Here is an 18,489-nt window from a genome sequence, read left to right on the forward strand (position 1 = left end):
TGGGGGCGCGACCGGGCGCGGTTATGGGCGATCCGGTGGGGCAAAGTCAACCGAGGCGAACAGCTAAAATCGCCTTCGAAGCCACCCAAATTGCCATATTCCGGGACCCGTGACACAAGCGAGCCCATGAAGGATCGAAAATTCACCCCCAGAGGCTCCCGCGGCGGGGCTAAGCCCTTCAACAGGCCCGGGAAATCGGCCGGCCGGCCGGCCTGGCGCGACCGCGATTCGCACGCCGACGGGCCAGTCATCCTCTATGGCTGGCACACCGTGACCATGGCCCTGGCCAACCCGGAGCGGCGGATCCGCAAGCTGACGCTGACCGAGAACGCTGCGAAGCGGCTTGCGGACGAGAATATCGAAACCCGCGTCTCCCCCGAGATCGTCCGGCCCCAGGAGATCGACCGCCTGCTGTCGCCCGACGCGGTGCATCAGGGCCTGCTTGCGGAAGCCGATCCTCTGCCTTCGCTTGATATCGAGACCTTGAAGCAGGAGGGCATGGTGCTGGTGCTCGACCAGATCACCGATCCGCACAATGTCGGCGCGATCCTGCGCTCCGCCGCAGCCTTCGCGGTGAAGGCGATCATCACCACTGCGCGCCATAGCCCGGAAGCCACCGGCGTGCTCGCCAAGGCCGCCTCCGGCGCGCTGGAGCTGGTGCCCGTTGTGACCGTGCAGAACCTCGCGCGCGCGCTGACCACGCTGAACGAAATTGGCTTCCAGACCGTGGGCCTCGACAGCGAGGGCAGCGAGGACCTGTCGGACGTCGCGCTGCGCGAGCCGCTCGCGCTGGTGCTCGGCGCCGAAGGCAAGGGTCTGCGACAATTGACCCGCGAGACCTGCAGCGTCGTGGCGCGGCTCGACATGCCCGGCGAGATCAAGAGCCTCAACGTCTCCAACGCCGCCGTGCTTTCGCTCTATGTCGGCGCGAGCCGGCTCGGGTTGATGAAGTAGGCGGCTGCCACAAGCCGCTACCCCATCATCTCCCTGACCATCGGCACCACCTTCCGCCCATAAAGCTCGATGCTCCGCATCAGTTTCTCGTGTGGCAAGGGACCCGCCGAATATTTCAACTGAAACCGCGAAATGCCGAGCGCCTTCGCGGTCCTGGCGATCTTGCGCGCGACCGTCTCCGGCGAGCCGGCATAGAGCGAACCGTGCTCGGCCTCGCCGACGAATTCGTCGCGCCCCATCGGCGGCCAGCCGCGCTCCTTGCCGATGCGGTCGCGCATGGCCTTGTAGTCGGGCCACAGCTCTTCGCGGGCCTCCTCATCCGTCTCGGCGACGTAGCCGGGCGAGTGCACGCCGATCGGCTGCGCGGGGCGGCCGAATTCCTTGGCGGCGCGATGGTGGAGGTCCACGAAGGGTGCAAAGCGCGCGGGATCGCCGCCGATGATCGCGAGCATCAAAGGCAGGTCGTAATGCGCGGCGCGCACCACCGATTGCGGGCTGCCGCCGACGCCGATCCAGGTTTTCAGCCGGCCGTTCTCGACCGGCGGATAGACCAGCTGGTCCCGCAGCGGTGGACGCAGCTTGCCGTCCCAGTTCACCGGCTGCTGCGACAACAGTGCGGCGAACAGGTCGAGCTTCTCCTCGAACAGCTCTTCGTATTTGCGCAGGTCGAAGCCGAACAGCGGGAAGGATTCGGTGAACGAGCCGCGGCCGAGGATGACCTCGGCGCGGCCGTTCGACAGCGCATCGAGCGTGGCAAAGCGCTGGAACACGCGGATCGGATCGTCCGAGGACAGCACCGTCACGGCCGAGCCGAGACGGATGCGCTTGGTGCGCGTTGCGATCGCAGCGAGCACGGTCTCCGGCGAGGAGATCGCGAAATCGGCGCGATGATGCTCGCCGAGGCCGATGAAGTCGAGGCCGAGCTCGTCGGCCAGCACGGCTTCGTCGACGACGTTGCGGATGACCTGGGCGTGGGGGAGCAAGGCGCCTGAAGCGTCCTTGGTGACGTCGCCAAAGGTGTCGAGGCCGAATTGAAGCGGTGCGGTCATTGATCAGGTCTCTGCGGGGAGGATCGATCACACCTAATGAATGGCCGCGGTGCCACAAGCCGGCTTTCGGAAATGCTCGGTTTCCGTTTGTGCGTTCTATCGCGCGATCCGCACCACCATCTTGCCGAGCGCGCCGCGCGTCTGCATGGTCCTGAACGCCTCGCGAAAATCTTCCAGCGCGAAAACGCGGCCGACCACAGGCTTCAGCTGGCCGTCGGCGAGCCAGCCCGTCAACTGCGCCATCAGGCGCTTCTGCAGCTCGGGCTCGCGCAGCGGGATCTGCGCGAGGTCGACGCCGAGCAGGGCGCCGCCTTTCAGCAGCGGCAGGTTGAACGGCAGCGCGGGAATCGCGCCGGCGGCAAACCCGACCACGAGATGGCGACCGCGCCAGGCGATCGATCGAAATGCCTGCACCGAGATCTCGCCGCCGACCGGATCGAAGATCACGTCGGCCCCATGTCCGCCCGTCAACTCCTTGAAACTGTCGCGCCAGTCGGACTGCGTATAATCGATCACCGCGTCGGCGCCGTGCACCTGCGTGAATTCGCGCTTCTCCGCCGTCGATGCCGCCGCGATCACACGCGCGCCGAGCAGCTTGCCGATCTGGACGGCCGCGATTCCCGTTCCGCCCGCCGCACCCAGCACCAGGAGCTGCTCGCCTGCGACCAGCATGGCACGGCCGCTCAGCGCATAGAGCGCGGTCAAATAGTTGGCGCGAAACGAGGCGGCGACCTCGGCCGCGACGCCGTCGGGCAGCGGATAGAGTGCTTCGGGCTTGACGACGATCTCTTCGGCGAGCGCGCCCGACCGCGTCATGCCCATCACGCGCATGCCGGGTTGATAGCCGCCGGGCGCGCCGGGAGCTTCCGTCACGACGCCAGCGAACTCCGTTCCGGGAATGAAGGGGAGTGGATCCTTGGTCTGATAACGTCCCTCGATCTTCAAGCCGTCGACAAAGCCGATGCCGGCGGCTTCCACGCGGATGCGCAATTGCCCCGGCGCCATCGAGGGGGGCGGGATGTTCTTCAGGTCGATCTGATCGATGGTTGCGTATTGCTCGACGACGACGGCTTTCATATCGGGACCTCGGCTGTTCCGCTTATCCTGACAGGTCCCGAAACCAGCCTCTTGCGTCTATCGCCACATCCCGCGCATCCGCGCGCCGATGTCGATCTTCGGCCCTTGCGCCGCGGTGCGGGCCGCACCCGTTGCGGCCTTCGGCCAGGCGGTGCGCTCGAACAGGTAGACCAGCGGCTCCGGGATGAAGCGGGTGCGCGAGGCGTAGACGTGGCGGTCGCCTCTGGCGGCCTGGCCGTGGGTGAAGAAGCGCTGGGGAACGACGAGGTGCAAATCGTCCTTGGCGCGGGTCATCGCGACATAGAGCAGGCGGCGCTCCTCCTCGAGCTCGGCCGAGGTGCCGGCGCCGAGATCGGAGGGCATGCAGCCGTCGACGACGTTGAGCACGAACACCGACTTCCACTCCTGGCCCTTGGCCGAATGGATGGTGGAAAGGATCAGATAGTCCTCGTCGCGCAAGGGCGGGCCCGACTTGTCGCTGGTCGCATCCGGCGGGTCGAGCGTGAGCTCGGTCAGGAATTTTTCGCGGGATGAATAGCCGCTCGCGATCTGCTCGAGCTGCATCAGGTCGGCGCGGCGCGTCTCGGAATCCTCGTGCATGCGGTCGAGATGCGGCTCGTACCACAGCCGCACGCGTTCGAGATCGGCAGGCCATTCCGAATAGCGCAGGTTCTGGGTCGTGCGCACGAAGTCGGTCCAGTCAGCGCCGGTGCGTGCCGGCGCCGGGATCTGGCCGAGCGCGGCGAGCGGATCGGTGCTTTCCGCCATCTGGTCGAGCACCCGCTGCGCGGTGGCGGGGCCGATGCCCGGCAACAGATGCAGGATGCGGAAACCGGCGACGCGGTCGCGCGGGTTCTCGACGAAGCGCAGCAGCGCCAGCACGTCCTTGACATGCGCGGCGTCGAGGAATTTCAGCCCGCCGAACTTGACGAAGGGGATGTTGCGGCGGGTCAGCTCGATTTCGAGCGGGCCGGAATGCGAGGACGTCCGGAACAGCACCGCCTGGTGCTTTAGCAGTGCGCCTTGCTCGCGGTTCGCCAGCACCTCCTCGACGATGTAGCGGGCCTGGTCGGCCTCGTCGTGCACGGTGACGAGCTGCGGCTTCTGCCCGGAGCTGCGGTCGGTCCAGAGGTTTTTTGTGAAGCGCTCGCGCGCAAGGCCGATGACGCCGTTGGCGGCAGCCAGCACGGCTTGGGTCGAGCGGTAATTGCGATCGAGCGTGATGATCTCGGCGCGCGGCGAGAAGCTCTGGGGAAAGTCCAGGATGTTGCGCACCGTGGCGGCGCGGAACGAATAGATCGACTGGGCGTCGTCGCCGACCACGGTCAGGCCGCGGCCGTCCGGCTTCAGCGCCAGCAGGATCGAGGATTGCAGGCGGTTGGTGTCCTGATATTCATCGACCAGCACGTGATCGAAGCGGCCGCCGATCTCCTCCGCGATCAGCGCATCGCCCATCATCTGCGACCAGTAGAGCAGCAAATCGTCGTAGTCGAGCACGTGCTGGGCCTGCTTGGCCTCGACGTAAGCCGCGAACAGGCCCTTCAGCTCGGACGCCCAGCCTGCGCACCAGGGATAGTGCTGCCCCAGCACCTTCTCGATCTCCATCTCGGCGTTGACGCAGCGCGAGTAGATCGACAGGCAGGTGCCCTTGGCCGGAAAGCGGCTCTCGGTCTTCGACAGGCCGCGCTCGTGCCGGACCAGGTTCATCAGGTCGGCGGAATCCTCGCGGTCGTGGATGGTGAAGGCGGGGTCGAGGCCGATCCGTTCGGCATATTCGCGCAACAGACGCGCGCCGATGCCGTGGAAGGTGCCGGCCCAGCTGAGCGCATCGCGCATGATCGCGGCGTTGTTCTCGCCCAGCACCTTGCGGGCGATGCGCTCGACCCGGCCGGCCATCTCTGCCGCCGCGCGGCGGGAGAAGGTCATCAACAGGATGCGGCGCGGATCGGCGCCCGCCACGATCAGATGTGCGACGCGGTGCGCCAGCGTGTTGGTCTTGCCGGAGCCTGCTCCTGCAATGACGAGCAGGGGAGCGCCCACGGTCGCACCCTCGGCCACGCCATGCTCCACGGCGCGGCGCTGCTCCGCATTGAGCGTGTCCAGATATGCTGCCACGAATCGCCCCAGTGAAAGGGCGAGAGTCGGCGATCCCACCGCGAATCGCAATGCGGCTGGACGAAACCGGCTTTAGGATTTAGGGGGAGGACGGCCCAAGGTTCCAGTTTCGAAAAGCGCCCCCGGCATGACCGAGCTCAAGCCCGACCTGTTCGAGATGCGACGGCTGGAATCGCTCAGCAACACCATTTTTGGTGTCGCCATGACGCTTCTGGCGTATGACCTGCCCAAGGCCGCGGGGTTCACCAGTGCGCCCGGCTGGGGCGACCTCGCCCATGTCTATTCGGGCAAGCTCGCCGGCTTCGCGCTCAGCTTCATCATCGCCGGGGTGTTCTGGATCAGCCATCACCGCCGGCTGGCCCGCCAGCCCGTCGGCAGCCGCGGCGTGGTGGTCCTCAACCTGTTCTTCCTGCTCTCGATCGTGCTGCTGCCGGTGACCAACGGCCTCTACACCAATTTCGCCATGAGCAGCGCGGTCGCGGTGCTCTACGGCCTGCATCTGACCGCGATCGCCGGACTCAATGTCTGGCTGTGGTGGACCATCCTGCGGGGGTGGGGCCGCGAGATCGTCGCCTCTATGTTTCCGCTGTTGGTGTTCATCCCCGGCACGATCGTTGCGGCGTTTGCGCCGCATATCGCGCCTTACGTGTGGTTCATCGCCTTTGGCGGGCTGCTGATCCAGCGCTTCTATGTCGCGCCGAACCCATCGGCAGGCACGTAAAGCTTGACCGGGCGGATTTCGTAGACCGCGGTCGGATTGACCGCCCGCAGCTTCCGCGCCGCCGCGATCGCCTCTTCCTCGGTGGCGCATTCCATCAGGTGAAAGCCCAGAAGCTGCTCCTTGGTCTCGGCAAACGGGCCGTCCAGCACCATGCCGGCGCCGGGGCCCCGCAGGGTGCGGGCCTTTCGGGTCTCATCCAGGCGGGCGGCCGGCCCAAACTGGCCGCTGGCCCGCAAGGGGGCCTGAACCTCGATGACTTTGGCCACCACCGCGGCGTCCTGCTCGGGCGTCCAGGACATGACCTCGTCTTCCACGTGATAGGCCAGGATGGCGTAAAGCATCGTCACCTCGTTGTTTTTCTGCACGGGTCCCAAGGACGTCGCACCGACGGCGGTGCCGACAATTCCGAAGCAAAATATTGCGTAGCCCGCAAGCGACGAAACCGTCCTGAAACCCGATTGCGGCGTTGCCGTGTGAACGCCGCCGGAACCGGTCGCGACTGATGACCACAACAACAAGATTTTTGCTGGAGGCGGCAATGTCGGGTCACAACACCAGAAATGCTTGCAAGATCATCTGCGATGCGCGTCGGGCCGGACTATCGGAGCCTGCCGACCTGCACGACCAGGCCGGCCATCACCGCTATTACGGCAGCTCGGCCGAGAACGGCGGCGAGCGGATCGTGGAGAGCCGGCGCGGCAAACGCCCGCGCGTGTTCGGCATCTTCGGCTTCTGAAGTCCTACGTCCCCGATATGGACGTCCTGCAAATATCGATCGCGGCGATGCCGTTCCTGCTTGCACTCATGAGCCGGACGGGGAAGGTCATCGCGCCGTGCCTGCTGACGAGCCTCTTCACGGTGCTGCTCGGCGCGGAGCCCCACCGCGCGGTCGTGGCCTGGTGCGTCGGCATGCTCATCGCAGCCGTTGCGCTGCGCGAGCGGATTCGCGCGGGCTGGACCGGTGAGCGGCCGCGATCCACAAGTCAAATCTGAAAAGAGCAAATTCGAAAGAAAAGGCGCGGCGGGGAGGCCCCGTCGCGCCCGATTTCTTGCTCGCTGGTCCAGGGCTGAGAGCGCCCCGATGCCAAGCCCTTTAGTCGGAGCTCAGCGGGCGATCCCAGCGAGGTGACAGCGCTTGGTAAGAGACACTGGATCACCTCCTTTCGTTGGTTTCGGAAGATCTCAATATAGGCGGCATTCCTGGCGCTGTTAAGGGGCGCCGGGTCGGGAAGGAACCAGGGCGCCCGCACGGGGCGCAAGACGTTGCAAAGCGACCTCCTGGGCAGTTGAGACCGCCGCCCGGCCGTGTTAGGGAGCCCCTCATGCGGGTGTAGCTCAATGGTAGAGCAGCAGCCTTCCAAGCTGAATACGAGGGTTCGATTCCCTTCACCCGCTCCAACACGTGCCGCGCCAGAATTGTCCGGCACCTGAGCATATCGCTCGATCCCCTGCACCTGACGCGTTTCGAGTGGTCGTCGGCGCTCGCTGTGCGCTGACGGCGAACCCCTGGACATCCTCGGAGCAAGTGTAGCATCCTCAAGTTGCAGGCGGGCGGCACGATCTCGCTAGATTGATCGAGTTCTGCCGGGCGTGCCGTGAGGCCGGGGGCTGGAGTGGCGAAGCGCATCATCTTGTTGCTGGATGGCACGTGGAACGACGCCGATGATGATGGGGCCGACACCAACATCGTTCGCCTCAGGCAGAAAATCGCAGAGCATCTCTCCAACGCGCATGTGCGCGCCACGAGCGACGTCACCAGCTCCGCTTCCGTACCTCAGCAGACGTTCGTCCTGAAGGGAGGCAAGCCGGGCGGCCGGGAAAACGTCATCCTCTACGAGCGAGGGGTTGGAACCAGCGGTTTTCTGGACCGGTTCAGCGGCGGTGCGCTTGGAGCAGGCCTGTCGGAAAACGTTCGCCGTGCCTACACTTTTCTGGTCCAGCACTACGACCGGGGAGACGAGATCTTCATCTTCGGCTTCTCGCGCGGCTCATACACCGCCCGGTCGCTTGTGGGCTGTCTGGCAGCCGTCGGTCTGGTTTATCGAAATAAATTCGACGCCAAGGCCTTGTCGCGGCTGTGGGCGCATTACCGCACGCATCCGGCCACCCGACTCCCCTGTGACGGGATGCTCCTCGGGAAGATTTCGTCAGGTCCGAACAGCGTTCCAGTCAAGTTGCTCGGCTTGTTCGACACCGTGGGTGCCCTGGGGATACCGCTGAACGCGTTCTGGAAGGAAAATCGCGACCTGTACGGCTTCCATGACGTCGGTCTGTCGGAGATCTGCGAGCACAGCCTTCAGGCGCTGGCGATCGACGAACATCGGGAGGCTTTCGAAGCCACCCTCTGGCGGCGATTGCCCTTCACCGCACGGCCGGCAAACGTGGAGCAGGTCTGGTTCGCGGGGGCCCATGCCGACGTCGGCGGCGGATATATGCGATCCGGGCCGCATCAACTCGAAGACATCACCCTGAATTGGATGATCAAGCGCGTTCGCCAGATTGCCGGCGACGACTTCCCATTGGATCCGCCGCCGGCACTCGGTCCTGATTGTATCACGGCGCCCCAGCACGAACCTCGTCAGGGGCTGTATCGATTCACGCCGTATGTCTACCGGTCGATCGGAAATCTGCCCGTACCCGTGGCGCCGAGACCGTTCGAACGAAACGTCTGCTTCGACCGGCACGCCAAGCCCATCGGAGAGGCTATCCACATCAGCGCCATCGAGCGTCTGGGTCTACCCATCAGGATTGGCGGTGTTGACGCGACATACGCCCCGCGCAACCTCGTGTCGACCCTCCAGCAACTGGTTCAACTGAACGGTGATGTTGCCGTCGTGGACTGGAATGCCATGTCGACACCGCCCCTGCTGGCGACGGTGTTGATGGGGCAGGGGCTGAAAAGAGTCGGGTAACCGCGCGCGGAGCTTAGCCATGTTTTACTTGATCGTGCCGCTGGTCTTCATTGCGATTTTCGTGCTCGGGGCATTTTTCTGGTTCTGGTGGGCTGCGCCGCGCGCGCAGGTCCTGCTTCATTTCGATGCCGATCAGATCAAGCAGTTGGAGGTTCAGGATCGCCTGCGCCAGACGAACTATCAGGTCCTGACCGGGCTCGGACTCGTCGCGACCTTCATTGCCGGCGCCGTCCAACTCTGGTTGACGAGCAGCCAGTGGAACGCGGATTACAGGCTTCGTCTGGATCACGAGCGAAGCCAGCAATTTGCCGAGGCGACCCGCAGCCTGGTTGACGCCCCGGATAAACCCTATGCACAAGTGGCGGCGCAGCGGATCACCGGCCTCGTCTCGGAGAATCCTGGCGCTTTCGGGCAGCAGGCTATTACAATTCTGGAAAGCGTCGTCGTCGATGGAACGAAGGCCAACCGGATGCGGGAATCCGGGACTTGCTACGCGGAGGATCCGACCCGGCCAAGGCCGGTCGTCGAGCGCCGCGAGGAGCCACCGCCCGCTGCTCAGGCCGCCATCCAGCAACTCGGCGGTGCTGTACTATCCAGGGTCCGCAGTTCCCCCACCGGCAGGTTGTGTGCCGGTGACAGGCGCTTGAATCTGGCCAATCTCGGATTGGACAATTTCGATCTCAGCGGGCTCGACCTTTCTTGTTCGGTGATGACGCAAGCCCAGCTGCGTCGGGTCAGCTTACGATACGCCAATCTTTTTGGCGCTGATCTCGGTGGCGCAAGTCTGGCCGACTGGGATGTTCCAGGCTCGCCGGCCAGTTCGGGATGGTTGTGGAAGGAATCTGAAAGGCGGAAGCAACTTGTGAAGACGCCGTTCACCGCCGAGAGCATCGGCTTCGATGAAACCGATCCGGCTCAGAAGAAGGGAGCGGAAAGAAAGAACCCACTTCCTGAATTGGCCATCTGGCAGACCTATCGCTGCTTCATCACCGATTTGCGCTATGCCGATCTTCGCGGCGTCAACTTCGAAAACGCATCCCTGGGAGGCGTCGATTTCAGGGGCGCGGATCTGACCGGCGCCAATCTGTGCGGTGCCACGGTCAGCCGGGCGAATTTCAGGGGCGCCAAGGGTCTGACGAGCGACATGCTCCGACGAGTCTGCGTCGGTCGGTTTGGGGATGATGACGCCACCATCAACGCCGCCCAGCCGCTCGGCCTGGAGCCGTATTTTTCCGGCGAGTTCAGGCGCGTCGAGATGTGCGGAGTTCGGCGTGGTGATTGCCAGCCAAATGCCCAGACGTCGAAAGCCCTGAACCGGCCGCGCCGCTGAGAGAGGTATCGGTCATCTAAGCGAATTTCGGGAGGAAAGATGTACGCAATCACGTTCGCCGCGGCGGCCATCATCTGGCCGTTCATCGTGGCCATGATTTCGAGCCGGTTTGGCGCCGATGTGGGCGCTCGCTTCCTCGAACGCCCAGGACCGATTCCATCGACCGGCGAGGCGCTCACTCCAAGATCGCTCGAGCAGTGGCTGCGGTCGCCCGCCAATGGTCCCTTCCGCAGGCCCTATGCCCAGTGCATCATGCCTCTGGATGTCGTCTACATTTTTCTTGTCGGAGGGTTTTTCGTCGCTGGCTCGCTATGGCTCGTTTCGGCGCTGACATGGCCTGACCCGGCCGATAGGTGGTATTGCGTCGCGGTAAGCATCGTGCCGACCGCCTATATCATCAGCGATCTCGTGGAAGACGCCATGATCGCGCACGTCCTCCTGCGCCACGACGTGAGCGACACCAAATTCAACCTGATGCGTCTGGCGACGACCATCAAGATCGTGACCTTCGGAGCGTCCGCGGCTCAGACCGTTGTCCTCGGCTTTTGTGCGCTGCTGCTGAGTGCGGCCTGATGTTCCTTCGAGACGTTGCCCTGCGGGCCACGCTCCCATGCAATTCGCAACCGGGTTACGGTGAAACTCAGTTGACTGTGTGCTGTATCGCGACCTGATCGTGGCGAATTGCAAAGCCGCCGTGGGGCTGGTGTCCGATGCCCACCCAGGCCCGCAAGAACAAGGACGGCCCGGCCGCCGGGCCTGATCCAGGTCAATGTCTCGCGTGGCGGATGGTCTATTCGTCGGCCCTGACTTCGGGGTACACACGACATGACCGACAAGCCGATCGATTGGACGCCGGATCTCTCCTTGCCGACGTCGAAGTCCACCGTCCAGCACTTCACTGCAAATGCCGGCGGCGATCGCCTCGCGATCGACACCACGCCTTGGGGCGAGGCCGATCTCACGGTCAACGGTCAGTCGATTGCTCACATTGAGACGGCACCGAGCGCCGGGGACGCGTTTCGCGCGCTCGAAACGTTCGCGGAAGATTTCGAAGACGGCAAGGATGCGCGCCTCGGTCGGGCGATCGAGGACGACGAGGTTCGCCAGAGGCTGGGCCTGACGCGCCGCTAGGAACCATCACACGGCGCACGAGTTGGCCGGTCGGGCAGGGCCGAAAGTCACACCAGGCCCGTGCAGGAAGACGTGCGCGGGCGCACCACCGCGCAGATCGCAGGTCATCCCATTCATCCGATGCTGGTGCCGATCCCGATCGCGTGCTGTGTCGGGGCGCCGCTGACCGACATCGCCTATGCCGCAAGCGCCGAGATCATGCGGGCGATTTTTCCGCCTGGCTGACGCCCACCGTGGCGCAAGGCCTGCACTTGGGGCGTGCCAGAGTAGGGGCCCGCGCGCAGCCATGCTTGAGGCAGCTCAAACCGCCTCCGCGCGTCGTTGATAGCCTATAGAGGCGCCAGGAGTTCACCCATGCGTTCCGATACGGTCAATCGCATTGCTGCAGCCGCCGAGAAGGGTTCGCGAGGCGGTGACCGACATCGAGTGACGGCCGCGCCGTCTTGCTTTGATCCCGGTTGGGGTGCGTGATGGAGGGCTTCTCAGATGCATGCGATGATCCTGACTGCGCGAGGAAAGCCGCTTTCATTTCAAGAGCGACCGGATCCCGTTCCCGGACGAGGCGAGGTTCGTATCAAAGTCAGCGCTTGCGGAGTTTGTCGAACCGATCTGCACGTCGTTGACGGTGAGCTGCCCGACATTCCTTATCCGATCGTTCCGGGTCATGAGGTCGTCGGCCGCGTTGATGCACTGGGCGAGGATGTCGAGAATCTGGCCTTGGGCACGCGCGTCGGCGTACCTTGGCTTGGTTACACCTGCGGAGAGTGCCTTTACTGCCGCACCGGCAAGGAAAATCTCTGCGATCGGCCCCAATTCACCGGCTACACGCGTGATGGTGGCTTTGCGAGCCATCTGGTGGCCGATGCAAGGTATTGCTTTCCACTTGGCGAGGACGGCGATGACGTAGCCGTCGCCCCGCTGCTCTGCGCCGGTCTGATCGGTTGGAGATCCCTGATCATGGCGGGCGAGGGCAAAGCGTTGGGCATCTATGGTTTTGGCGCGGCGGGCCATATCGTAGCGCAGGTTGCTCGAGATCAGGGGCGGACCGTCTATGCCTTCACACGTGCCGACGATCGGGACGCGCAGCAGTTTGCGCTTTCTCTCGGTGCGAATTGGGCTGGCGCTTCGGAGGATCGGCCACCGGCCGAGCTCGACGCCGCAATCATCTACGCACCTGTTGGCGCGCTGGTGCCTCTTGCCCTGCGCGCGGTGCGAAAGGGCGGCCGGGTCGTCTGCGCCAGCATTCATATGTCCGACATTCCCGCATTCCCGTACGATATTCTCTGGGGGGAGCGACAGATTATGTCGGTAGCCAATCTGACGCGGCGCGACGGAATCGATTTCCTCGCAGCTGCTGCTAAAGCCAACATTCGGATACAGACAACAGTATTCCCGCTGACGCAGGCGAACGAAGCACTCGCTCACCTTAGGGAGGGTAAGCTCGTTGGCGCTGCGGTGCTCCGTTCGTGACTGTATCGTTGCGGCTTCATCGTCTGATCTAGACAGCTGTCGATTGGCAGCAGTTTCAGCGACCGGCCTCAGACGGCCGTGCTACCTCAACGAATTGCGAGTTCGCTGACGGGCTTGTGGCCGTCTTTCCCGGTTTGACTATGCACGTTGGCGTGGACGGTCTTATCCGCTCGCTTTGACCATGATCTGTAATAGGCAACCGCGGTCATGACCGACAGGCCACCAGCTCCAACGAGGAGCTGAGAAGGAACATTGTCGGAAGTCGCTTGCAGTATAAAATATGCGATGAATGACAGGTAGATTCCAACGCAAAACACTTCAAGCGACTGTTGGCCGCATTTGATCAACGGTTGCCAGATGGCTGCGCGCAGTCCCGGTGCATCGATCGGTATGAGTCGCGTTACGACGATTGTCAGAAGCGCCAGATGCAGGAAACGGTAGGGCGCCAAGTTGGTTTTGTCGTTCGGATTAAATATCTCGAATAGAGCGCGCGGAAATATCGTCCGAAGCTCCGGCAGAATCCCCGCCAGGGTCATTGCCGCCGCGAAAAGCAAATAGATCACACTGACGCAGAAAACCACTCGGGAGCGAACCAGGAAATTCAACGTTCCGGCTCCACCGAGCGCCAGCCACGCACCGATCACGAAGAGAAGTTGCCACGTGAAAGGATTGAAATACCACCAGCCCGAGGGATAGGAGGGAAGATTCCAGCCAAATTGTCGAGCGGCGAAATACAGAAGGACGGATCCTGCCATGATCCAGTTTCGGTGCCGTAGCATCATCCAAAGGATTGGCGGAAAGCTACCCATCAGAACGACATACAGGGGCAGCACATCGAGATTCACCGGCTTGTATCTCAGCACCAGTCCCTGCAACAGCGTTTCGACCGGCGCATTCGTAAGAGGTGCAACATTGAATTGATCGATGAAACGGGGAGCGTTGAACTCCTGCGAGAGAAAATGGATGGACGAGATATAGAACACGAACAGCAAGACGTGCGCGGCGTAGATCTGCCAGACCCGCTTCAAGAGTCGCGTTGCTCCGAAAACGAAGCCTCGCTCGGACATGTGCCTGGTGTACACAAGGGCCGAGGTATAGCCTGAAATGAACACGAACAGATCAGCGCCATCGCTGAAGCCATAGTTCCGGAACGTCAGCCAAGCCAGCACGGTGCTGGGAATATGGCCCAGGAACATCGCCCAATTTGCGAGTCCGCGAAACAGGTCGAGGCGCAAGTCCCGTGTCGAAGGTGGCAGGGCGATGGCGCTCATTGTCTAAGCCGATTGTGATGATTGCGGGAGCTTGAGTGACGTCGGCCTGGATTGCCGGGCGTACGCGACTACCCGCGAGGTCTGGTATCGAACCGGTTTGCAGCAACGATAATCCTAGAAACAGCTTCGGCGATCTTATTGAGGCATATCAATCTTTTGGCGCGGTGGAGACCGGCCTGTATTCAACTCGCCGACGAGATAGTCATTGCCGCAACCAGGATGTCGACCAGCAACGTTTTGGGGGCGCCGACGACAGCGGCAACGGTGTGGCAGGTGAGTGCGATCCATCCGCAGCTGACGCAACGTTAAGCCCGCCGGCGCGTTATCGGACAGGCGGTCTTTTGAAAGCCAAGCCAGGAGTTCGACAATGGGCCTTGCTCAATATGCCATCGTGCCGGTGCGGGACGAATGGGGCGTGCTGCACGACGGCGACGTCAAGAACACATATGCCACCAAGGAAGCTGCTTTCGAGTCGGCGGTCGCGGCCGCATCCCTGGCGCTGCGTGAGGGGCATGAAGTTCAAGTCAGCGTGCCCGGCCGGGAGGCCGGCGACAACGCGCTGGGCGTGAGGCCGGGATGACCAAGCCCCGTGAGCCGAACGGCGTGGAGCCATCCCGCTCCGAGGACGACATCCAGCGCGAGCAGCTGGGTCCGCGCGGGGGCCCCGGCGCGCCGGATCCTGCCAGGATGACGCCCCAGCGCGACAAGACGCCGAAGCACGTCGATCCCGGCCATACGGCCTGATGCGGCGAGGCCGCGCCGCGGGGTGGCGCTCATAGCCGCTCAGGGCGATGTTGGTTGCCGCGGCCGGTTTTCAGGCGTTATGTGATGTTCGTTCGAACATTGCGCTCGAGCGCGATCATCATGAGGATGCAGGATGAACCCCGTCGTCGTTGCTGTTGCTATTACCGGCTCTGTTCCGCGCAAGAAGGACAACCCCGCGGTGCCGATCCTGCCGGCGGAGCAGATCGAATCGACGCACGAGGCCTTCGAGGCTGGCGCCACCCTTGCGCATATCCATGTTCGCAACGACGACGAGACGCCGTCCTCCGACCCGGAGCGCTTCGCGCTGGTGCAGGAGGGGATCAGGAAGCATTGTCCCGCCATGATCGTACAGTTCTCGACCGGCGGGCGAGGGCGCGATCCCTCGGCGCGTGGATCGTCGCTCTATCTGAAGCCTGATATGGCCTCGCTGTCCACAGGCTCAGTCAATTTTCCAACCATCGTCTACGAGAACAGCGCCGCTCTGGTCGAGACTCTTGCCACCGGCATGAAGGCAAATGGCATTCGTCCGGAAATCGAGATCTTCGATCTCTCGCATCTGCATGGTGCTCGGCGTCTGATCGAGGCGGGGCTGATCGACGCCCGTCCGCACGTGCAGTTCGTTATGGGCGTCAAGAATGCGATGCCCGCGGACGAACACGTCCTTGACATCCTTCTGGCAGAGCTGAGGCGGCTGATCCCGAACGCGACGTGGACCGCGGCCGGGATCGGACGTCATCAGGCCGAGGTCATGGGCTGGGCGCTGGCGCGGGACGCCGATGCGGTTCGCACCGGGCTCGAGGACAATATCAGGGTCGACAAGACGCGCCTCGCCGCCAGCAATGCGGAGCTCGTGAGCATCGCCTGCGAGGCTGTCGCCCGCCACGGACGGCGCGTCGCGACTGCGGCAGAGGCGCGCTCCTTGCTCGGGATCGCCCGGTAAGGACGATCATCCCGCGCCTGACGTGTGCCTGACATGCTCCTGGCCGCCTTCTGCCATTCGGCGGTCGGCGTTCCCGTGGGCTCGGTCCCCGGCTAAGCATGGCTCACAGGCGCGATCTGCGCCTGTCGGCCAGGCGACGTTTGGAATGCGGTTCTTGAAATCTGACGGCAGGCTGATCGGCGTCCTGCTGGTGCTCGCCATCACGCAGCTGGTCGGATGGGGCACGATCGGGCTGCCTGCCATCGTCGGGCGCGACCTCGCCGCCGACCTCGGCATGAGCCTGCCGGCGGTGTTCGCCGGGACATCCGTTCTCTATGTCTCGATGGGCCTGTGCGCCCCGTGGCTCGCCAAATCATTCGCGCTTCATGGCGCACGGACTGTCATGATGGTCGGCACGGTCGTCACCGCGCCGGGCTTCGTGCTGCTGTCCCTCGCGCGCGAGCCGACGATGTATTTCGCCGCCTGGATCGTCCTCGGCATCGCCGGCAGCGCCACGCTGTCGACCGGCGCCTATATCATGCTGAACGAGATTGCCGGGCGACAGGCCAAGAATGCGATCGGGGCCTTGATGCTGGTGACGGGCCTGTCCAACAGCATCTTCTGGCCGACGACCTCGTTACTGAGCGCTCACCTCGGCTGGCGCGGGACGTGCCTCGTCTATGCCGCGATGATGCTCGTCGTCAGCCTTCCGCTCTATGCGCTCGCGCCGCGCCGGAAAATCGCCGGGGATGATGGCGGCGAGCCGGTCAAGGCGCCGCCGCCGCCCACGATTCCACGGAGCACTTTCGGCCTCGTCGTCGCCGCGATCACGCTCAACGCCTTCGTCAATTTCGGCATCAGCGCCATCATGATCGAGCTCCTGCGCGCGGAGGGGCTGCCGCCGGCGCAGGCGCTTCTGTGCGGCTCGATGCTGGGCGTGATCCAGGTCAGCGCCCGCGGGCTCGATCTGCTCGGTGGCGGGCGGTGGGACGGGATCACGACCGGGCTGGTTGCGGGCACGGCGCTGCCGTTGGCCATGCTGCTGCTGATGCTGAGCGAGGGCGCGACCTGGGCCGTCGCGGTCTTCATCCTGCTCTATGGCGCCGGCAGCGGGGCGATGGCGGTGGCGCGGGCCACCATCCCGCTCGTGTTCTACGACCAGACTGAATTCGCCAAGGCGATGTCGATGATTGCGCTGCCGCTCAATCTCGCCTCCGCGATCTCGCCGCCGCTCCTTGTCGGCCTGCTCACCGAATTCGGCAGCCGCGGCGCGCTCGGCCTCACCTTGGTCTGCTCCTGCGCGACGGTGCTGATCCTGGTCCTGCTTGGGCGGAGGCGGCCGCAGGTGGCGGTGGCCGCGACCTGAGCCCTCCAGGCAATATTCGCGGCGCGGAAAGTTGCGGCCGGCGCCACCCTCCGTGCCCGCAGGAGATAGCCGTATGCCGCCAGTGCAGTGCTCACCGCGCTAAAATGGTGTATCCGCAGGGAGCGCGGCCCGCGATCTCGCCGCCGCGCCAATATCCAGTTCCCGGAGGAAGCTTACATGTCGGCCCTGCCGCTTTCAGGCATCAAGATCCTTGATCTCACGCGCGTCCTCGCCGGGCCGTTGTCGGCCCAGATGCTGGGCGATCTCGGTGCGGAGGTGATCAAGATCGAGCGACCGGGCACCGGCGACGATGCGCGCGCATTCGGGCCGCCTTACCTGACCGACCCGGAAGGCAAGGCCAACAACAACAATTCATTCTACCTCTGCGCCAACCGCAACAAGAAGTCGGTCACGGTCAATATCGCCAAGCCCGAGGGGCAGGCGATCATCCGCGAGCTCGCCAAGGACGTCGACGTCTTCATGGAGAACTACAAGGTCGGCGACCTCAAGCGCTACGGCCTCGATTACGAGACCATCAAGGCGGTCAATCCCGGCATCATCTACTGCTCGGTGACCGGCTTCGGCCAGACCGGTCCCTATGCGCCGCGCGCCGGCTATGACGCCATCCTGCAGGCGATGGGAGGGCTGATGAGCGTCACCGGCCACATGGACGGCGAGCCGGGCGAGGGCCCGATGAAGGTCGGTCCGTCCATCGTCGACTACATGACCGGCATGAACACCTCGATCGGCATTCTCTCCGCGCTCTATCACCGTGACGCCAATGACGGGCAGGGGCAGCACATCGACGTCTGCCTGTTCGACACCGTCATCGCGTCGCTGTCGCACTGGCTGCAGATCTACCTCGTCAACGGCAAGACCCCGCCGCGCCGCGGGACCTGGGGCAATGGCGGCATGCCGGCCGGCGTATTCCGCTGCACCGACGGCGAATTGATGCTGGTGGTCGGCAACGACGGCCAGTTCCGAAAGACCTGCGCCGTGCTCGGCGAGCCGGAGCTCGCGAACGATCCGCGCTTCGTCAAGAACAACGACCGCGTCGTGCATGGCAAGGAGATCATGGCGATCTTCGCCGGCCTGTTCCTCAAGCAGCCGGTGGCCTACTGGCTGGAGAAGCTGGAGGAGGCGGGCGTGCCCTCCGGTCCGATCAACAATTTCGAGCAGGTGTTTTCCGATCCGCACGTCCAGTCGCGCGGCATGCGGGTCAAGACTCAGCATAAGTTCGAGCCCGAGCTTTCCCTGATCCGCAACGCGCTGACCCTCTCGGGCACCCCCATCACCGACTACCGCGCCCCGCCGCTGCTCGGCGAGCACACGCAGGAGGTGCTCGGCGGCAAGCTCGGCTATGATGCGGGAAAGATCGAGGAGTTGAAGAAGCAGGGGATCATCTAGCG

At 63.9% G+C, this 18,489-nt stretch carries 19 protein-coding genes, 1 tRNA gene and 1 pseudogene; 16 read left to right on the forward strand and 5 right to left on the reverse strand.

What is annotated here, in order from left to right; all coding sequences use genetic code 11:
• The first annotated feature begins 126 nt into the window (after window positions 1-126).
• Entirely contained in the window at window positions 127-954 is an 828-nt protein-coding gene (gene rlmB, locus RX330_RS15750) for a 23S rRNA (guanosine(2251)-2'-O)-methyltransferase RlmB (protein WP_317243582.1), read from the forward strand.
• Between the two features lie 17 nt (window positions 955-971).
• Here rlmB and RX330_RS15755 read toward each other — a convergent pair whose 3' ends face one another.
• The 3 genes from RX330_RS15755 to RX330_RS15765 all read right to left on the reverse strand — a co-directional run bounded on the left by RX330_RS15755 (window position 972) and on the right by RX330_RS15765 (window position 5,195).
• The gene (locus RX330_RS15755) at window positions 972-2,003 is read right to left on the reverse strand and encodes an LLM class flavin-dependent oxidoreductase (RefSeq protein ID WP_317243583.1); all 1,032 of its coding nucleotides are present in this window, start codon (window positions 2,001-2,003) and stop codon (window positions 972-974) included.
• Between the two features lie 96 nt (window positions 2,004-2,099).
• Entirely contained in the window at window positions 2,100-3,080 is a 981-nt protein-coding gene (locus RX330_RS15760) for an NADPH:quinone oxidoreductase family protein (protein ID WP_317243584.1), read from the reverse strand.
• A 57-nt stretch (window positions 3,081-3,137) separates the two neighbouring features.
• Window positions 3,138-5,195 carry an ATP-dependent helicase gene (locus RX330_RS15765; RefSeq protein WP_317243585.1) on the reverse strand — a complete coding sequence of 686 codons (2,058 nt, stop codon included), beginning with the start codon at window positions 5,193-5,195 and terminating at the stop codon, window positions 3,138-3,140.
• A 127-nt stretch (window positions 5,196-5,322) separates the two neighbouring features.
• Between RX330_RS15765 and RX330_RS15770 the strand changes: the two genes are divergently transcribed.
• On the forward strand, window positions 5,323-5,916 hold the full coding sequence (locus tag RX330_RS15770; RefSeq protein ID WP_317243586.1) for a TMEM175 family protein: 594 nt from the start codon (window positions 5,323-5,325) through the stop codon (window positions 5,914-5,916).
• Here RX330_RS15770 and RX330_RS15775 read toward each other — a convergent pair.
• The gene (locus tag RX330_RS15775; protein ID WP_212308581.1) at window positions 5,883-6,257 is read right to left on the reverse strand and encodes a YciI family protein; all 375 of its coding nucleotides are present in this window, start codon (window positions 6,255-6,257) and stop codon (window positions 5,883-5,885) included. The two genes, RX330_RS15770 and RX330_RS15775, sit on opposite strands and share 34 nt — an antisense overlap.
• Before the next feature lie 197 nt (window positions 6,258-6,454).
• Here RX330_RS15775 and RX330_RS15780 point away from each other — a divergent pair, with 197 nt between their 5' ends.
• The 9 genes and pseudogenes from RX330_RS15780 to RX330_RS15820 all read left to right on the forward strand — a co-directional run bounded on the left by RX330_RS15780 (window position 6,455) and on the right by RX330_RS15820 (window position 12,759).
• Window positions 6,455-6,652, forward strand: coding sequence for a hypothetical protein (locus tag RX330_RS15780; RefSeq protein WP_317243587.1), 198 nt, complete (start codon window positions 6,455-6,457; stop codon window positions 6,650-6,652).
• A 17-nt stretch (window positions 6,653-6,669) separates the two neighbouring features.
• The gene (locus RX330_RS15785; RefSeq protein ID WP_317243588.1) at window positions 6,670-6,909 is read left to right on the forward strand and encodes a hypothetical protein; all 240 of its coding nucleotides are present in this window, start codon (window positions 6,670-6,672) and stop codon (window positions 6,907-6,909) included.
• 331 nt (window positions 6,910-7,240) lie between these two features.
• Window positions 7,241-7,314, forward strand: a tRNA-Gly gene (locus RX330_RS15790).
• Window positions 7,315-7,529: 215 nt separating this feature from the next.
• Window positions 7,530-8,828, forward strand: coding sequence for a DUF2235 domain-containing protein (locus tag RX330_RS15795; protein WP_317243589.1), 1,299 nt, complete (start codon window positions 7,530-7,532; stop codon window positions 8,826-8,828).
• 19 nt (window positions 8,829-8,847) lie between these two features.
• Window positions 8,848-10,158: a pentapeptide repeat-containing protein gene (locus RX330_RS15800; protein WP_317243590.1), complete on the forward strand. Its 1,311-nt coding sequence runs from the start codon at window positions 8,848-8,850 to the stop codon at window positions 10,156-10,158.
• 39 nt (window positions 10,159-10,197) lie between these two features.
• Complete coding sequence (locus tag RX330_RS15805) at window positions 10,198-10,731, forward strand: hypothetical protein (RefSeq protein WP_317243591.1); 534 nt, start codon at window positions 10,198-10,200, stop codon at window positions 10,729-10,731.
• 252 nt (window positions 10,732-10,983) lie between these two features.
• The gene (locus tag RX330_RS15810) at window positions 10,984-11,289 is read left to right on the forward strand and encodes a hypothetical protein (protein ID WP_317243592.1); all 306 of its coding nucleotides are present in this window, start codon (window positions 10,984-10,986) and stop codon (window positions 11,287-11,289) included.
• A 120-nt stretch (window positions 11,290-11,409) separates the two neighbouring features.
• Window positions 11,410-11,513, forward strand: a pseudogene (locus RX330_RS15815) (hypothetical protein); the annotation flags it as partial.
• 262 nt (window positions 11,514-11,775) lie between these two features.
• Complete coding sequence (locus RX330_RS15820) at window positions 11,776-12,759, forward strand: zinc-dependent alcohol dehydrogenase family protein (protein WP_317243593.1); 984 nt, start codon at window positions 11,776-11,778, stop codon at window positions 12,757-12,759.
• A gap of 86 nt (window positions 12,760-12,845) precedes the next feature.
• Here the strand turns inward: RX330_RS15820 and RX330_RS15825 are convergent, their stop codons facing one another.
• Window positions 12,846-14,030, reverse strand: coding sequence for an OpgC domain-containing protein (locus tag RX330_RS15825; protein ID WP_317243594.1), 1,185 nt, complete (start codon window positions 14,028-14,030; stop codon window positions 12,846-12,848).
• Window positions 14,031-14,397: 367 nt separating this feature from the next.
• Here RX330_RS15825 and RX330_RS15830 point away from each other — a divergent pair, with 367 nt between their 5' ends.
• The 5 genes from RX330_RS15830 (at window position 14,398) to RX330_RS15850 (ending at window position 18,487) form a co-directional block, all read left to right on the forward strand.
• Entirely contained in the window at window positions 14,398-14,610 is a 213-nt protein-coding gene (locus RX330_RS15830; RefSeq protein WP_212092252.1) for a hypothetical protein, read from the forward strand.
• Window positions 14,607-14,774, forward strand: coding sequence for a hypothetical protein (locus RX330_RS15835; protein WP_317243595.1), 168 nt, complete (start codon window positions 14,607-14,609; stop codon window positions 14,772-14,774). The genes RX330_RS15830 and RX330_RS15835 overlap by 4 nt, the downstream gene beginning before the upstream one ends.
• 133 nt (window positions 14,775-14,907) lie before the next feature.
• On the forward strand, window positions 14,908-15,735 hold the full coding sequence (locus tag RX330_RS15840; protein WP_317243596.1) for a 3-keto-5-aminohexanoate cleavage protein: 828 nt from the start codon (window positions 14,908-14,910) through the stop codon (window positions 15,733-15,735).
• 145 nt (window positions 15,736-15,880) lie between these two features.
• Entirely contained in the window at window positions 15,881-17,080 is a 1,200-nt protein-coding gene (locus tag RX330_RS15845; RefSeq protein WP_317243597.1) for an MFS transporter, read from the forward strand.
• A 177-nt stretch (window positions 17,081-17,257) separates the two neighbouring features.
• Window positions 17,258-18,487, forward strand: coding sequence for a CaiB/BaiF CoA transferase family protein (locus RX330_RS15850; protein ID WP_317243598.1), 1,230 nt, complete (start codon window positions 17,258-17,260; stop codon window positions 18,485-18,487).
• Window positions 18,488-18,489: the final 2 nt, after the last annotated feature.

The organism is Bradyrhizobium sp. NDS-1, assembly GCF_032918005.1.
GTDB classification, from domain to species: domain Bacteria; phylum Pseudomonadota; class Alphaproteobacteria; order Rhizobiales; family Xanthobacteraceae; genus Bradyrhizobium; species Bradyrhizobium tunisiense.

Bases quoted from the DNA above. Each gene is read 5' to 3' on its own strand.
- rlmB (WP_317243582.1), top strand. From the start codon at position 127: ATGAAGGATCGAAAATTCACCCCCAGAGGCTCCCGCGGCGGGGCTAAG.
- RX330_RS15755 (WP_317243583.1), bottom strand. From the start codon at position 2,003: ATGACCGCACCGCTTCAATTCGGCCTCGACACCTTTGGCGACGTCACC.
- RX330_RS15760 (WP_317243584.1), bottom strand. From the start codon at position 3,080: ATGAAAGCCGTCGTCGTCGAGCAATACGCAACCATCGATCAGATCGAC.
- RX330_RS15770 (WP_317243586.1), top strand. From the start codon at position 5,323: ATGACCGAGCTCAAGCCCGACCTGTTCGAGATGCGACGGCTGGAATCG.
- RX330_RS15775 (WP_212308581.1), bottom strand. From the start codon at position 6,257: ATGCTTTACGCCATCCTGGCCTATCACGTGGAAGACGAGGTCATGTCC.
- RX330_RS15780 (WP_317243587.1), top strand. From the start codon at position 6,455: ATGTCGGGTCACAACACCAGAAATGCTTGCAAGATCATCTGCGATGCG.
- RX330_RS15785 (WP_317243588.1), top strand. From the start codon at position 6,670: ATGGACGTCCTGCAAATATCGATCGCGGCGATGCCGTTCCTGCTTGCA.
- RX330_RS15800 (WP_317243590.1), top strand. From the start codon at position 8,848: ATGTTTTACTTGATCGTGCCGCTGGTCTTCATTGCGATTTTCGTGCTC.
- RX330_RS15805 (WP_317243591.1), top strand. From the start codon at position 10,198: ATGTACGCAATCACGTTCGCCGCGGCGGCCATCATCTGGCCGTTCATC.
- RX330_RS15810 (WP_317243592.1), top strand. From the start codon at position 10,984: ATGACCGACAAGCCGATCGATTGGACGCCGGATCTCTCCTTGCCGACG.
- RX330_RS15820 (WP_317243593.1), top strand. From the start codon at position 11,776: ATGCATGCGATGATCCTGACTGCGCGAGGAAAGCCGCTTTCATTTCAA.
- RX330_RS15825 (WP_317243594.1), bottom strand. From the start codon at position 14,030: ATGAGCGCCATCGCCCTGCCACCTTCGACACGGGACTTGCGCCTCGAC.
- RX330_RS15830 (WP_212092252.1), top strand. From the start codon at position 14,398: ATGGGCCTTGCTCAATATGCCATCGTGCCGGTGCGGGACGAATGGGGC.
- RX330_RS15835 (WP_317243595.1), top strand. From the start codon at position 14,607: ATGACCAAGCCCCGTGAGCCGAACGGCGTGGAGCCATCCCGCTCCGAG.
- RX330_RS15840 (WP_317243596.1), top strand. From the start codon at position 14,908: ATGAACCCCGTCGTCGTTGCTGTTGCTATTACCGGCTCTGTTCCGCGC.
- RX330_RS15845 (WP_317243597.1), top strand. From the start codon at position 15,881: ATGCGGTTCTTGAAATCTGACGGCAGGCTGATCGGCGTCCTGCTGGTG.
- RX330_RS15850 (WP_317243598.1), top strand. From the start codon at position 17,258: ATGTCGGCCCTGCCGCTTTCAGGCATCAAGATCCTTGATCTCACGCGC.